Source organism: Rhizobium sp. YTUHZ044 (assembly GCF_051123975.1).
Classification (GTDB): domain Bacteria; phylum Pseudomonadota; class Alphaproteobacteria; order Rhizobiales; family Rhizobiaceae; genus Rhizobium.
The window spans coordinates 4,417,177-4,430,739 of record NZ_CP101426.1 but is presented as its reverse complement, the minus strand read 5'-3'; the positions used below and the strand labels follow the sequence as shown (position 1 = coordinate 4,430,739).

The 13,563-nt window shown below is 61.0% G+C and carries 15 protein-coding genes and 1 tRNA gene; 6 read left to right on the top strand and 10 right to left on the bottom strand.

Going from position 1 to position 13,563, the window contains the following annotated elements:
- Positions 1-70 precede the first annotated feature (70 nt).
- Positions 71-1,087 carry a class I SAM-dependent methyltransferase gene (locus NL154_RS21605; protein ID WP_434733327.1) on the top strand — a complete coding sequence of 339 codons (1,017 nt, stop codon included), beginning with the start codon at positions 71-73 and terminating at the stop codon, positions 1,085-1,087.
- Between the two features lie 93 nt (positions 1,088-1,180).
- On the opposite strand, the gene fabI is transcribed toward NL154_RS21605, so the two are convergent.
- Genes fabI through fabA form a run of 3 tightly spaced genes read right to left on the bottom strand, consistent with a single transcriptional unit; the run spans position 1,181 to position 3,785 of the window.
- Positions 1,181-1,987: an enoyl-ACP reductase FabI gene (gene fabI, locus NL154_RS21600; protein ID WP_210629660.1), complete on the bottom strand. Its 807-nt coding sequence runs from the start codon at positions 1,985-1,987 to the stop codon at positions 1,181-1,183.
- Between the two features lie 4 nt (positions 1,988-1,991).
- The gene (fabB, locus tag NL154_RS21595; RefSeq protein WP_434733326.1) at positions 1,992-3,224 is read right to left on the bottom strand and encodes a beta-ketoacyl-ACP synthase I; all 1,233 of its coding nucleotides are present in this window, start codon (positions 3,222-3,224) and stop codon (positions 1,992-1,994) included.
- Between the two features lie 45 nt (positions 3,225-3,269).
- On the bottom strand, positions 3,270-3,785 hold the full coding sequence (gene fabA / locus NL154_RS21590; protein WP_020920068.1) for a 3-hydroxyacyl-[acyl-carrier-protein] dehydratase FabA: 516 nt from the start codon (positions 3,783-3,785) through the stop codon (positions 3,270-3,272).
- Positions 3,786-4,086: 301 nt separating this feature from the next.
- On the opposite strand from fabA, the gene irrA reads away from it, so the two are divergent.
- Positions 4,087-4,506 (top strand): iron response transcriptional regulator IrrA, encoded by a 420-nt coding sequence (gene irrA, locus NL154_RS21585; RefSeq protein ID WP_221156121.1) that lies wholly within the window; start codon positions 4,087-4,089, stop codon positions 4,504-4,506.
- 15 nt (positions 4,507-4,521) lie between these two features.
- On the opposite strand, the gene NL154_RS21580 is transcribed toward irrA, so the two are convergent.
- Complete coding sequence (locus tag NL154_RS21580; protein ID WP_210629663.1) at positions 4,522-5,157, bottom strand: trimeric intracellular cation channel family protein; 636 nt, start codon at positions 5,155-5,157, stop codon at positions 4,522-4,524.
- Positions 5,158-5,334: 177 nt separating this feature from the next.
- Between NL154_RS21580 and NL154_RS21575 the strand changes: the two genes are divergently transcribed.
- Positions 5,335-5,808 carry a hypothetical protein gene (locus NL154_RS21575; RefSeq protein WP_434733325.1) on the top strand — a complete coding sequence of 158 codons (474 nt, stop codon included), beginning with the start codon at positions 5,335-5,337 and terminating at the stop codon, positions 5,806-5,808.
- A gap of 2 nt (positions 5,809-5,810) precedes the next feature.
- Here NL154_RS21575 and NL154_RS21570 read toward each other — a convergent pair whose 3' ends face one another.
- Positions 5,811-6,599, bottom strand: coding sequence for a YdcF family protein (locus NL154_RS21570; protein ID WP_221156124.1), 789 nt, complete (start codon positions 6,597-6,599; stop codon positions 5,811-5,813).
- Positions 6,600-6,665: 66 nt separating this feature from the next.
- Positions 6,666-7,382: a YoaK family protein gene (locus NL154_RS21565; protein ID WP_210629666.1), complete on the bottom strand. Its 717-nt coding sequence runs from the start codon at positions 7,380-7,382 to the stop codon at positions 6,666-6,668.
- 228 nt (positions 7,383-7,610) lie between these two features.
- On the opposite strand from NL154_RS21565, the gene NL154_RS21560 reads away from it, so the two are divergent.
- The gene (locus tag NL154_RS21560) at positions 7,611-7,847 is read left to right on the top strand and encodes a DUF2798 domain-containing protein (RefSeq protein WP_434733324.1); all 237 of its coding nucleotides are present in this window, start codon (positions 7,611-7,613) and stop codon (positions 7,845-7,847) included.
- Positions 7,848-7,903: 56 nt separating this feature from the next.
- Here the strand turns inward: NL154_RS21560 and NL154_RS21555 are convergent, their stop codons facing one another.
- The 3 genes from NL154_RS21555 to NL154_RS21545 form a co-directional block, all read right to left on the bottom strand.
- Entirely contained in the window at positions 7,904-8,143 is a 240-nt protein-coding gene (locus tag NL154_RS21555) for a GIY-YIG nuclease family protein (RefSeq protein ID WP_210629668.1), read from the bottom strand.
- A gap of 120 nt (positions 8,144-8,263) precedes the next feature.
- A tRNA-Ala gene (locus tag NL154_RS21550) sits at positions 8,264-8,339 on the bottom strand.
- 148 nt (positions 8,340-8,487) lie between these two features.
- Positions 8,488-8,871, bottom strand: coding sequence for a TIGR02300 family protein (locus NL154_RS21545; protein ID WP_434733323.1), 384 nt, complete (start codon positions 8,869-8,871; stop codon positions 8,488-8,490).
- 385 nt (positions 8,872-9,256) lie between these two features.
- Here NL154_RS21545 and cmk point away from each other — a divergent pair, with 385 nt between their 5' ends.
- Both cmk and rpsA read left to right on the top strand, forming a co-directional pair.
- Entirely contained in the window at positions 9,257-9,904 is a 648-nt protein-coding gene (gene cmk / locus NL154_RS21540) for a (d)CMP kinase (RefSeq protein ID WP_210629670.1), read from the top strand.
- A gap of 175 nt (positions 9,905-10,079) precedes the next feature.
- A complete protein-coding gene (rpsA, locus tag NL154_RS21535; RefSeq protein WP_210629671.1) occupies positions 10,080-11,783 on the top strand; it encodes a 30S ribosomal protein S1 in 1,704 nt (567 codons plus the stop codon).
- 77 nt (positions 11,784-11,860) lie between these two features.
- Here rpsA and NL154_RS21530 read toward each other — a convergent pair whose 3' ends face one another.
- Complete coding sequence (locus tag NL154_RS21530) at positions 11,861-13,387, bottom strand: hypothetical protein (protein ID WP_434733322.1); 1,527 nt, start codon at positions 13,385-13,387, stop codon at positions 11,861-11,863.
- Between the last annotated feature and the right edge of the window lie 176 nt (positions 13,388-13,563).

Genomic DNA, 13,563 nt, shown 5'->3' with positions numbered 1-13,563 from the left:
CCAGCTTTAGAGCTTTTCCGGGCGCGGGAATCTTCCGCGCCCCTTTTCTATTCTAAATGAGACGAGACCGATGAGCCGCGAAACGTTGAAGACCCTATTCCATCCGTTTGCCAGCGGTACAATCCAGACGCCCGGCGAAGGCGAGCGTGTGCTCTTTCTCGGCGCCGAAGCAGGCTTTGCGCTGCCGGAAGGTTTTGCCGCCTCGCTCAGCGCCGTCCAGGGCTTCCGGCCGCTCTACCGCCAGCTGCTGGCGCAGCGGATCGAAGCCACACCTGAGATCGACGGCGAGGACTATGACGCAGCACTCGTGCTCTGCACCAAGCACAAAGGCGAGAACGAGGCCAACCTCGCCGCCGCGATCGCCCGCACACGGGCCGGCGGGCTGATCGTCGTCGCCGGCGCCAAGGAAGACGGCGTCCAGCCGCTGCGCAAGCGGATGGAAGGTTTCGGCCTCGCCATCGACCACATGCCGAAATATCACGGCGTCGCCTTCTGGTTCGGACGGCCGGCCGAGGCCGGCGGCATCATCTCCAAACTGGCAAAGGCGCCGGTGCGCGTCGATAATCGCTTCCATGCGACAGCCGGCATGTTCTCGCATGATCGGATCGATGCCGGATCGGAACTGCTCGCCTCGCGCCTGCCGCAGGATTTTACCGGCGACGTCGCAGATTTCGGCGCCGGATGGGGCTATCTCTCGGTCGAGATGGCACAGAGATCGCGCGGGCTGGCCCGCCTTGACCTCTATGAGGCCAATCACGCGGCCCTGGAGGCCGCGCGGGGTAACCTGGCGGAGAACTGCCCGAACGCGCCAGCGCGCTTCTTCTGGCACGATCTGGCGGGCGAGCCGGTCAAGGACAAATACGACCTCGTCATCATGAACCCGCCCTTTCACGAGGGCCATGCCGCCGAGCCATCGCTCGGCCAGGCGATGATCAAGACAGCCGCCTCCGCCGTTCGCGGCGGCGGCAGGCTGATGCTGGTCGCCAATCGCGGCCTGCCTTATGAGCCTGTTCTGGCAGCGAACTTCAGGGAAAGCGGCGAAACCTGCCGCAATGCCCGCTTCAAGGTTCTGTGGGCGAAGAAATAAGGCTCAGGCCGCTTCGACCCCGAGTTCTTACCCGCAAAACAAAAGGCCGTGCGCAGAGGATGCGCACGGCCATTGAATTTCAATCAGCGGCGTTTATTCGACGTCGGCGTTGCGCAGGGTCTCCAGCGTTGGCATCGAGGTGATGTTGAAGCCGGCATCGACGAAGTGGATTTCGCCGGTGACGCCGGCGGAGAGGTCGGAGAGCAGGTAGAGCGCCGAGCTGCCGACCTGATCGATGGTCACGGTCTTGCGCAGCGGCGCATTACGCTGGTTCCAGGAGAGGATCGCGCGCGCGTCCGAAATTCCGGCGCCGGCCAGCGTGCGGATCGGGCCGGCGGAAATGCCGTTGACGCGGATGCCGCGCGGGCCGTAATCGGCAGCGAGATAACGCACCGAAGCCTCGAGCGCCGCCTTGGCGACACCCATGACATTGTAATTCGGAATGACGCGCGTCGAGCCGTTATAGGTCAGTGTCAGCATCGCGCCACTGCCTTCCATCAGCGGAGCGCAGCGCTTGGCGATCTCGGTGAAGGAGAAGCAGGAGATGACCATGGTGCGGCTGAAATTCTCCCGCGTCGTATCGGCGTAGAGGCCCTTCAGCTCGTTCTTGTCCGAGAAGCCGATGGCATGGACGATAAAATCGAGCTTGCCCCAGCGCTCGCCGAGCGCGTCGACCACGGCATCGACGGAAGTGATGTCCTCGACGTCGCAAGGCAGCACGAAATCCGAGCCGACTTCGGCGGCCAGCGGCCGGACGCGCTTGCCGAGCGCATCGCCCTGATAGGTGAAGGCGAGGTCCGCCCCCTGTGCGGCGAGCGCTTTTGAAATCCCCCAGGCAATCGAATGGTTGTTTGCGACGCCCATGATGAGGCCGCGCTTACCCTGCATGATTCCAGTCATGTTGTTATCCGTTATAGCGCTGGAAGACGAGCGTGGCGTTCGTCCCGCCAAAGCCGAAGGAATTGGAGAGAGCGATATCGATCTTCGCATTGTCGATTCGCTTGCGCACAATCGGCACACCTTCGAATTCGGGATCGAGCTCGGCGATATGGGCGCTTTCGCCGATGAAACCTTGCTGCATCATCAGCAGGGAATAGATCGATTCCTGCACGCCGGCCGCACCGAGCGAATGGCCCGTCAGCGACTTGGTCGATTGGATATGCGGGATCTTGGTGCCGAACACCTCGCGGATGGCGCCGATTTCCTTGCTGTCGCCGACCGGCGTCGATGTGCCGTGGGTGTTAATATAGTCGACATCGCCTTTGACGGTGGAAAGCGCCTGGCGCATGCAGCGGACAGCGCCCTCGCCCGAGGGAGCGACCATGTCGTAACCATCAGAGGTGGCGCCGTAGCCGACGATTTCGGCGTAGATTTTGGCGCCGCGGACCTTGGCGTGCTCCAGCTCCTCCAGCACCAGCACGCCGGCGCCGCCGGCGATGACGAAACCGTCGCGGTTGACGTCATAGGCGCGCGAGGCAGTATCGGGCGTGTCGTTATATTTGGAGGACATGGCCCCCATCGCGTCGAAGAGGTTGGACATCGTCCAGTCGAGATCTTCGTGGCCGCCGGCAAACATCATGTCCTGCTTGCCCCACTGGATCATTTCAGTGGCATTGCCGATGCAATGCGCCGAGGTCGAGCAGGCCGACGAGATCGAATAGTTGACGCCGTGGATCTTGAACCAGGTGGCGAGTGTGGCCGATGCGGTTGACGACATCGCCTTCGGCACGGCGAAGGGGCCGATGCGCTTCGGGCTGTGGTTCTTTACGGTGATCTCGGCCGCCTCGATGAGTGTGCGGGTGGACGGGCCACCGGATCCCATGATGATGCCGACGCGCTCGTTCTGGGCGTAGTCCGTCTCTTCCAGACCGGAATCGGCGATCGCCTGCTTCATGGCGACATGGTTCCAGGCGCCGCCCTGCGACAGGAAGCGCATGGCGCGGCGATCGACCAGTTCGCCAAGTTCCGCCTGGCCGAGCTTGGGGCTGCCCCAGACCTGGCACTTGAAGCCGTGTTCGGCGAAATCGTTGGAAAAGGAGATACCCGACTTTGCCTGGCGCAAGGATTCGGTGACTTCGGCCGCATCGCTTCCGATCGAGGAAACGATACCCAGACCCGTGACAACTACCCGTCTCATCTGATCAAACCTTTGTTGTTTTCGTCAGCCGCTCGAAATGCGGTTTCAGGCGGTCTTGTCTTTCGATAGACCGACGCGAAGGTCGGACGCCTGGTATATGGTCTCGCCATCCGCCTTCAGCCAGCCATCGGCCGTGCCGAGCACGAGGCGACCGCGCATGACGCGCTTGAAGTCGATGCCGTATTCGATCAGCTTCGTATGCGGCCGGACCATGCCCTTGAATTTCACTTCGCCGGTTGAAAGCGCCATGCCGCGACCTTCCTCGCCAAGCCAGCCCAGGAAGAAACCGGTCAGCTGCCACATGCCGTCGAGGCCGAGGCAGCCCGGCATAATCGGATTGCCTTCGAAATGGCAGGGAAAATACCAGTCGTCGGGGCGTACATCGTATTCGGCCCTGAGATAGCCCTTGTCGAAGGCGCCGCCCGTTTCGGAAATGTCCGTGATGCGGTGAACCATCAGCATGGGCGGCAGCGGCAGCTGCGCATTACCGGGTCCGAACAGCTCGCCATGGGCGCAAGCGATGAGTTCTTCATACGAGAAGCTGGACTGTCTGGTGGTCATAAAATTTCTTTTTCCCCCCGCGTGAAGCCGATGGATGTGAACGTGTAGTCCAAGTTCTTCAGAAAATGAAGCACAAGCAAGGCAGCTTCATTCATCGGTTTGGACCAGGCTTACGCCATTATTTGGTGGTCGCATACAGGAAGGCCAGAGCTGCGACCAGACCTATTTGCATCAAAAGCCCGTTTTTGCCGCGTTTGTCAGGCTCTTGTCCCCACTGAACTATTGAAAGGCTCCGATGCAAAAGTTATACCGCTTGAAGAAACATGATTGCTTTATGCAGGAATAATCGGAGTTGGTGTTGATGACGGGTGCACTCCCGATCGCAATAGAGGTAAGGCTGCGCGGCGCGGGCCTGCGCCCTACACGCCAGCGCGTCGCGCTCGGCGACCTCCTGTTTGCCAAGGGCGACCGGCATTTGACCGTCGAGGAACTGCATGAGGAGGCGGTTGCCGCCGGGGTGCCGGTTTCGCTGGCGACCGTCTATAACACGCTGCACCAGTTCACCGAAGCCGGTCTCATCCGCGTTCTCGCCGTCGAGAGCGCGAAGACCTATTTCGACACCAATGTTTCCGACCACCACCATTTCTTCATCGAAGGCCATAACGAGGTGCTCGACATTCCCGTCAGCAACCTGACGATTGGCAATCTGCCGGAGCCGCCCGAAGGTTTGGAGATCGCTCATGTCGACGTGGTGATCCGCCTGCGAGCCAAGCAAGGCTGACGGCGCCCAAAAGGCTCACATCACATCGTCGGGATGCCGCCCGGGCTTGTGTTTGTAGATCGGGAAGGTCCAGCCGAACCAAAGGGCGCCGCCGCGAACGGCAAAGGCCGCCACAACGCCGCAGCCGGAGGCGAGATAGAGCGGCATTCCCAACGCATTGGCTAGCGTGAACACGCCGGCCCCGACCAGCGCCGCCGTCACATAGATTTCCGGCCGCAACAGCACCGAAGGCTCGTTTGCCATCAGATCGCGCAGGATGCCGCCGAAGGTCGCCGTCAGTGTGCCGGTGACGATCGCGATGGTCGGCGAGCCGGTAGCGGCAAGTCCCTTGGCGGCACCCAGAACGCAATAGGCGGCAAGGCCGATCGCATCCAGCCAGATCAGCAGGCGATAGCGCGATTCCAGCAGATGGGCGGTGAAGAAGACAATCACGCCCATGATGCAGCAGACGAGGATATAGGCAGGGTTCAGCACCCAGAAGACCGGTACACGGCCGAGCACGATGTCGCGCACGGTGCCGCCGCCGGTTCCCGTGACCATGGCAAAAAACAGAAAGCCGATCAGATCGAGCTGCTTGCGCGAGGCGGCGAGCGCGCCTGTCGCGGCAAACAGCGCAATGCCGGCATAATCGAGATAGACGAGCAAGGACATGCGGACCCCGGAGCCGGCGAACAGTTTCCGGAAAGAACCATGGCGGCAAGGGCGGCGCAAGGCGGCGCGGCGATAAAGCATCAGTCTTTATTCGATGTATGTCGTATCCCGAAACCGCTGCATGGTTTTAGGCGACATGCCTTGGCTTCAGAGCCTTCGTCCAAAAGAGGAAAGCCCGTGAAAACGCTGGTGCTCGCCGTTCTCAACATCGTCCTGCTGTTTACCATGCCGGTTGCCGCGCTTGCCCAGCAATCGCTGATCTCGGACCCCGAGATCTACGAGAAGAAGCATTTCCAGGAACAGTGCAAGGCGGCCGAATTCGCCGACGGCTTCATCACCCGGCAGGACATCAACAATGACGGGCTGATCGACGCCGTGGTCAATGAGGGCCAGCTGACCTGCGACGGGCAGAAGGGGCCGCAATGCAACGACGACGGCTGCACCTATAATTTCTATCTGCAGGTCGCCGAAGGCGGTTATTTCATGATCGCGACGGCACAGATCTACGGCTACGACTTCGTCCAGCGCTTCGGCAACATGGTGCTGGCGATGAAGATGCATCCGCGTTTCTGCGACCGCACCGAAGGCGATCCCTGCATCGTGACCGCGCGTGTGCGCGGCACGAAATTCGTCACCATCTCGAAGAAATAAGCTTAGCGCGGATAAAGCTCCGACGTCCGGCCGGCGAGATAGTAGCCGACCAGGCCGTACCATTCGCGGATCGCCGTTGCCATATTCTGGGCGTTGAGGTTCGGCTGAGTGAAATCCAGGTTCAGCCGAACCTGCCCGTCGGTGCGATAGTCGGTCGGCCAGGGCACGATGTCGATGCCGAGCTTACGGAAGATGCCGACGGAACGCGGCATATGGAAGCCCGAGGTGATCAGCAGGCACTGGGAAAGGCCGTGGCCCGCGAGGACTTCTTTTGTATTGACGGCGTTTTCGAAGGTGGTGCGCGATTGCCGCTCCTCGATCAGGCGATCCTTGCTGACGCCGAAGAGCGGGAAGAAGCGCTCGGATGCCGCCGCATCGCCTTCGTAAATGCCCGAGAGTGAGCCGTCGCCGCCCGAGATCAGAATGCGCGACTGCGGAAACTTCTGCGCGAGCCGCAGCGCTTCGATGAAGCGGTCGGCGGCAGGATTGAATTCAATGCCGTGGCGCGCCGTATTCACCTCGTTTTCGAAGGCGCCGCCGAGCACGATCATGCATTGCAGGCTGTCGGGATCGGCGGCAGGTTTGGCGAAGCGCTGCTCGAGCCCCTGCATCAGAAGGTTGCCGGCCGTGGTGTAGAGCGTGATGAAGAGGATGAGGGCTGAAGCCATCGCGCCGAGGACGCTTGAGCTGTGCCAGCGCAGAAGTCCGGCGGCAAAGGCGAAGAAGACGAGAAGGAATGCCAGCGACAGCGGCTGGGCAAAAATCCAGACAAGCTTGGAAATGACGAACAAGACCTACTCCTTGAGGATGGGCGCGCGCCCTTCCTATCCGATTCGGCGGTTGCGACGGTCCTATCGCTAGCGCAGGGCGCCCGTGTGATGCGGCGCGAGCTTCTGGTTGAAGCGCCGCTGAAGCGGCCGGGGAATGAACATGGCGACAAGCGCCAGCGCCATGGCAAAGATGGAGACCAGCCACAAGGCATGGGCGCCGGTCAGCCGGGTCAGGACGGCACCGGCGATCGCGCCGAGCATCATGCCGCCCCAGGGGACGAGCTGGATCGTCCATTCGACACGGCGATCGCCGATAATCCAGCGGCCGATGCCGCGGCCGAAACGCGACAGTGCGCCTGTGACATAAGTCAGGCCGATCGGCAGGCCTTCGATATGTTCGACGGCGGCGTTCACCATGCCCATGGAACAAACGATCATGTAGAACCGCACCAGCATCAGGCTCTCAGCCGTCGTCATCGAAGCAAGCGCCAGAACGGCCCCGACGCAGCCGAGAACGACGAAGATGCGCCGCTCGGAGACATGGGCGATGACGATACCGGTCGCATTGCCGAGCACGAAAACGAGAATGGCGGAGATCAGCACCGCCGCATGATAAAGATTGCCCTGGCCCAGCGCGAGTGCGGCCCGCGTCGTATTCCCCGTCATGAAGGAGACGAAATCGCCGGTCAGCAGCAGCCCGGTCGCATCGGTCATGCCGGCCAGAAATGAAATCGAACCGACGAGGGCGAGCCCGGTCAGGGTTCGTCGTGTACGAATGATACGGCGGCGTCTTGCTCTGGTCATTGGGGATCCTGAAGGCGAATCACTGAGATTCTTGCAGCAAGGATAAATCCTGTTCGTTGAGGAATTGGCAAAGAGGATTTGGCCGGGGCCACGCTTGCGCGAAAAGATTCTTTCGATCATAAAACGGCGTCGCTTCAGACCGAAGCTCCGTAAGCGTTTACGTCAATCAACGCGCAACCGCCGATCGGCGCTGCGCGATTGTTCGATCGGCATCTTACGGAGATCAAAATGCCCAAAGGCAAACTCCCCAAGCGCTACAATGCGATCGTCATGCCGCTCATCCTCTCGCTGCTGATGACATCAGTCGTCTCCGCAATCAGCATCGTCAGAGCGCAAGGCCTGACCGCAGCTGCACTTGCCATGTGGCCATCCGCTTGGGTCCTCTCCTGGGCCATCGCCTTTCCGGTGCTGTTATTGGTGCTGCCGGTGGTGAAACGGGTGACGGCAGCGATCGTGGAGATGTGAGGCGGAAGGCGCCGGCAGGCTGTGGGAACGGTCTGCCGGGGGTGGCGTGAGCGCGGCTAGAGTCTTTTCTTTGCGAATGCTCTGCCGGAAGCCGACTTCAAATACTTCTCAAAGGCAAAGGCCTGCGCTTCGTCGGAGAAGGCGAGATAGGTCTTGAGAGACCAAGGGGCGTATTTCGAGGTATGAGAAACTTCTCCGGCATTATGTTTTGCCAGACGCGACTTCAGGTCGCCCGTCACGCCAACGTAATAGCGATCCGGAAGTTCGACACTATTGAGAATGTAGACATATTTCATGGAAGGATCACAGCCCGCCTACGTTGCTTCGCAACTACGTCGCGGCAGCCTCCGCCTCCTTCTCGCCCTCGTCCCGTCAAGCCTTCCGGCTTGCCAAGCCGAAGCTCGAAGAGCGTAGGCTGGTGGAGCTAAGCGGGATCGAACCGCTGACCTCTTGCATGCCATGCAAGCGCTCTCCCAGCTGAGCTATAGCCCCATCAAGGCGGTCCGGCATGGCCGGTCCTGGGATGCTCCGGAGGGCGTTCCCTCTGGAGTGGCGGCTTCTTACTTGCGGTTTTCGCAGATAGCAAGCCCAAAAAAACCGACCCGGAATTTTTTTGTTGTCCGGGCCGGCATTTGTCCGATCAGACTTCGTCTTCGTCGCCGGTCACGCCGATGATGTCGCTCATGTCGTCATCGTCGTCGTCTTCGTCGGGCGTGAGGAAAGTGTCGTCATCGTCGTCGCCTTCGATTTCGACATCGTCGTCGCCCATGTCCGGAATGTCGTCGCCAGAGGCGCTGTCGTCGGCATCCTCAAGCGAAACCAGTTCGACTTCGGTGTTTTCGGTATCGACTTCCGCGACCTCGTCTTCTTCGGCAACCTCAGCGATCGCCGAGGTTTCCTCGAAGAAGGACAGGGGATAGGACTTGCCGGTATAAGGGGAAACGATCGGATCCCGGTTCAGATCATAAAACTTCTTGCCGGTTTCCGGATCGGTGCGCTTGGTTCCAAGTTCCGCTTTCGCCACTATAAGCCTCGTGAGAATGGCCGAATCCGCGATTCGGCAAAATGCCGTGCAAGCCGGCGTTCCATCGGAATTTATAAGCCGGTCCCCTTAATCGCTGTGGCTTCCCATGTCAAAGCCAAACTTTATCATCTCGGCGCGGGCGTTTTGGCCTGCAGACGGATGACCGCTCATGGTGTTTGTGGTAACGAGCCGCGGCAGTAGAAGAAGCGGGCGAAGGCAGCAGCCGGCCAGGCCGACGCTTCGGAAGAAATGTGCTGCAGTTACAGAGGATTACGGGATGCATGGCTCTGCGCCGCAGCCACCGCCAGCTTCCAGCTGTTCCAGCCGCATCCGCGCAAGACGACCCCTTTGGCGCCACACGGCGCATCATTGCAGGATTGATCCCATGGCAACAAAGAGTTTCACCATCGCCATCGACGGCCCGGCGGCGGCCGGCAAGGGGACGCTTTCGCGTCTTATCGCTGAACGATACGGCTTTCACCATCTCGACACGGGGCTGACCTACCGCGCAACGGCCAAGGCGCTGCTCGATGCCGGCCTGCCGCTCGACGACGAGGCGGTGGCCGAAAAGATCGCGCGGGAGGTTGAACTCGCCGGACTGAATCGCGATATACTTTCCCGACACGAGATCGGTGAAGCCGCCTCGAAAATCGCCGTCATGCCGGCGGTGCGCCGGGCGCTGGTCGAGGCGCAGCGCCGGTTTGCGGCAAAGACGCCGGGCACGGTGCTCGATGGGCGCGATATCGGCACGGTCGTATGCCCGGATGCGCCGGTCAAGCTCTATGTGACGGCGTCGCCGGAGGTGCGCGCCAGACGCCGTTACGACGAGATCCTGGGCAAGGGGGCGACGGCGGATTTGGAGGCGATTTTCGAAGACGTCAAGCGGCGCGACGAACGCGACATGGGGCGGGCCGACAGCCCTTTGAAACCAGCTGATGATGCGCACTTGCTTGATACGTCGGAAATGAGTATAGAGGCCGCGTTTCAAGCCGCTCAATCGATCATCGATGCGGTCTTGAACCGAAATGCCTAAATTCAAGCGATTTTGCATGCTCAGACGCATGGATCGCTTTAATGCAGCCTGAAATTCCGTCCAAGCGCCGGATTGCCTTCGTCAGAGAAGGCGGACTGGGTTCAGGCCCATTCAACACGAACCAACCGGCGCATACGTGGGCCTTGACGCTATCGAAGGCCACGCAGGAGATTTTATGTCAGTAGCAACTCCCTCTCGCGAGGATTTCGCGGCCCTTCTCGAAGAGTCCTTTGCCAAAAACGATCTGGCTGAAGGCTATGTCACCAAGGGCATCGTCACGGGCATCGAAAAGGATGTCGCCGTTGTCGACGTCGGCCTCAAGGTCGAAGGCCGCATCGCGCTCAAGGAATTCGGCGCACGCGCCAAGGACGGTTCGCTGAAGGTCGGCGACGAAGTCGAAGTCTATGTCGAGCGCATCGAAAACGCGCTTGGTGAAGCCGTTCTGTCGCGCGAGAAGGCTCGCCGCGAAGAAAGCTGGATCAAGCTCGAAGCCAAGTTCGAAGCCGGCGAGCGCGTCGAAGGCGTGATCTTCAACCAGGTCAAGGGCGGCTTCACGGTCGACCTCGACGGTGCGATCGCCTTCCTGCCGCGTTCGCAGGTCGACATCCGCCCGATCCGCGACGTGACCCCGCTGATGCACAACCCGCAGCCCTTCGAAATCCTCAAGATGGACAAGCGCCGCGGCAACATCGTGGTTTCGCGCCGCACGGTCCTGGAAGAGTCCCGTGCCGAGCAGCGTTCTGAAATCGTTCAGAACCTCGAAGAAGGCCAGGTTGTCGACGGCGTCGTCAAGAACATCACCGATTACGGTGCGTTCGTCGACCTCGGCGGCATCGACGGCCTGCTGCACGTCACCGACATGGCATGGCGCCGTGTGAACCATCCGTCGGAAATCCTGAACATCGGCCAGCAGGTCAAGGTTCAGATCATCCGCATCAACCAGGAAACCCACCGCATCTCGCTCGGCATGAAGCAGCTCGAGTCCGATCCGTGGGATGGCATCCAGGCCAAGTATCCGGAAGGCAAGAAGATCTCCGGTACCGTTACGAACATCACCGACTACGGTGCGTTCGTCGAGCTGGAGCCGGGCATCGAAGGCCTGATCCACATCTCGGAAATGTCCTGGACCAAGAAGAACGTTCACCCCGGCAAGATCCTGTCCACGAGCCAGGAAGTCGAAGTCGTCGTTCTCGAAGTCGATCCGTCCAAGCGCCGTATCTCGCTCGGCCTCAAGCAGACGCTGGAAAACCCGTGGGCAGCATTCGCCCGCAGCCATCCGGCCGGCACTGAAGTTGAAGGCGAAGTCAAGAACAAGACCGAATTCGGCCTGTTCATCGGCCTCGACGGCGATGTCGACGGCATGGTGCACCTCTCCGACCTCGACTGGAACCGTCCGGGCGAACAGGTCATCGAGGAGTTCAACAAGGGTGACGTCGTCAAGGCCGTCGTTCTCGACGTCGATGTCGAGAAGGAACGCATCTCGCTCGGCATCAAGCAGCTCGGCAAGGATGCTGTTGGTGAAGCAGCAGCTTCCGGCGACCTGCGCAAGAACGCCGTTGTTTCCTGCGAAGTCATCGCCATCAACGATGGCGGCATTGAAGTGAAGCTCGTCAACCACGAGGACATCACGTCCTTCATCCGTCGCGCCGATCTCGCCCGCGACCGCGACGAGCAGCGTCCTGAGCGTTTCTCGGTCGGCCAGGTCGTCGACGCCCGCGTCACCAACTTCTCCAAGAAGGACCGCAAGATCATGCTGTCCATCAAGGCCCTGGAGATTGCGGAAGAGAAGGAAGCCGTCGCTCAGTTCGGTTCGTCCGACTCGGGCGCTTCGCTCGGCGACATCCTGGGCGCAGCCCTGAAGAACCGCGGCGGCGAATAAGCCTCGCAGTCACGTCTGAAATGCGGAACCCGCCGGAGCGATCCGGCGGGTTCTTCATTTTCAGGTGATGAAAGCCGCTATTCCCAGCCGACCATGCGCTGATAAAGCGCGTAGACCGGATCGGCTGCAGTGTCGGGCCGATATGCCGACGGCTCGGTATCGATCATCCTCGGCGTCCTGCGCTCGGGTGCCGCCTCCGCCCCTTCAGCATCGGGTTCGGCATCCTCGCCGCCGGATTGCGCCTGCTGCTCGTCCTGCGGCGCACCGTCCTGGTGATGGTGATGCTGGTGGCTCGTTTCACCGGCCTTTTCGTTCGACGGCGTATCCTTGGCGAACTGATAAGGCAGCTGAGCATAGGCAAAGCCCTCCGCCACCTTGGCCGCGAGCGGCACATAAGAGGCCTCCGCCATGTCGGGCAGCGGCATCGGTTGCGGCTGTGCGGCAATTTCTTTCGGCTGGCGGGCAGCCGCAGCCGTGGCCCCGGGTTCCATCTGAGACAGGTGGGGCATTGCGGACTGTCGAGCATCGGCAGCGGCCAGATCTGCCGGCTGTCTCGTCAAGGTCTCCTTCGCTTCGCTGATGACGGCCTCGTCGAGAATGGCATCGACCTCCACCGCCGCCTCGACGGGACCATCCTCCTGCACCGTTTCGACGTCCTGCTCACGGATGATGGTTACGATCATCTCGGAGACCGCTTCGGTCATGGAGGCGAGGATTCCCGTCCAGTTCCGGGGAATGAGAGGATCGGCTTTTTCCGACGTTGCGAGAGGCTGAATGACCGGCGGCTCCGTCACCTCGGCCGTGTCGTCACCCGCACGCGACTCTGCCGGCACTGATTGCCGGGCTTCGACCTTCGGGGCAAGCTCTGCTTTTGTCACCGAAGCGGAGCGAATCCAGTTTTCAGACTGCGAAATTTCAGGATCCGCGGCTTCCACGGCTGCGGCGCTCACCGCTTCCTCGCTTGCCGCAAGCAGGGCGGTCTCGATCAATTTGCCGGCTGGTTCAGATTGCGTTTCCGCCGGCTGGCGGATCGCGGCGAGCAGGCTGGCTTCATGCAGCTGGATCTCGGGCCGGGCTTCGGCGCGCATCGGCGAAGCATCGTTCTGACCATAGGATCGGACGACGGCGCGGGCAGCGAGATCACGGTCCTTGTAGCGCACGATTTCCAGATAGGCGATGATACGCGCCGCCTCAGGCCCTGTCGGATTCTTCAAGGCTTCCGCGATCGTCCGAAGCGGCAGACTGTGCCCCTGCGCGCTCAGCTGGCCTTCGACCTCATCGATCCTGGCGGTCGGCAGCCCGCGGATGGCATCGGCGAGCCGGGAGGCGAAGGCGGAATTGCTCTCGTCCTCGCCGCGATCGAGCGAGATCGAGCGGCCAGCCGCATCGATGACATCGAAAAGGGCTTCAACCATGCGCTCGCGCGCCGCAAGGAGCAGGATATTGAGCTTGCCGGCAATGGCGGAATTCAGCTCAGTGGCCTCGACCGCGTTGACGGGCGCGGGGGCAATCACCGAACGGTCAGGACTGCCGGCCACGATCGCCGCAGTCTGGCCCTGAGATGAAAAGCTTGCATTGGACGCTGCACGAACGGGGGTCAGCATGGCATGCCCTTTCGTAAAGTGACGATGAAAGCAGGCTCTATGAAAGGACCGCGCTCATCCGGTCCCTTGCATCCCGAGCAGATCCTCCTGTCCGCATGACGCAAGCGGCGCCATCGAATGCCTAAAAATTAAATCGAATATTAAGAAACAGAGATTAACGAATCGCTAACGCCGGC

Coding starts and splice junctions, on each gene's coding strand:
- NL154_RS21605 (WP_434733327.1), top strand. CDS start 71: ATGAGCCGCGAAACGTTGAAGACCCTATTCCATCCGTTTGCCAGCGGT.
- fabI (WP_210629660.1), bottom strand. CDS start 1,987: ATGACTGGAATCATGCAGGGTAAGCGCGGCCTCATCATGGGCGTCGCA.
- fabB (WP_434733326.1), bottom strand. CDS start 3,224: ATGAGACGGGTAGTTGTCACGGGTCTGGGTATCGTTTCCTCGATCGGA.
- fabA (WP_020920068.1), bottom strand. CDS start 3,785: ATGACCACCAGACAGTCCAGCTTCTCGTATGAAGAACTCATCGCTTGC.
- irrA (WP_221156121.1), top strand. CDS start 4,087: ATGACGGGTGCACTCCCGATCGCAATAGAGGTAAGGCTGCGCGGCGCG.
- NL154_RS21580 (WP_210629663.1), bottom strand. CDS start 5,157: ATGTCCTTGCTCGTCTATCTCGATTATGCCGGCATTGCGCTGTTTGCC.
- NL154_RS21565 (WP_210629666.1), bottom strand. CDS start 7,382: ATGACCAGAGCAAGACGCCGCCGTATCATTCGTACACGACGAACCCTG.
- NL154_RS21560 (WP_434733324.1), top strand. CDS start 7,611: ATGCCCAAAGGCAAACTCCCCAAGCGCTACAATGCGATCGTCATGCCG.
- NL154_RS21555 (WP_210629668.1), bottom strand. CDS start 8,143: ATGAAATATGTCTACATTCTCAATAGTGTCGAACTTCCGGATCGCTAT.
- cmk (WP_210629670.1), top strand. CDS start 9,257: ATGGCAACAAAGAGTTTCACCATCGCCATCGACGGCCCGGCGGCGGCC.
- rpsA (WP_210629671.1), top strand. CDS start 10,080: ATGTCAGTAGCAACTCCCTCTCGCGAGGATTTCGCGGCCCTTCTCGAA.
- NL154_RS21530 (WP_434733322.1), bottom strand. CDS start 13,387: ATGCTGACCCCCGTTCGTGCAGCGTCCAATGCAAGCTTTTCATCTCAG.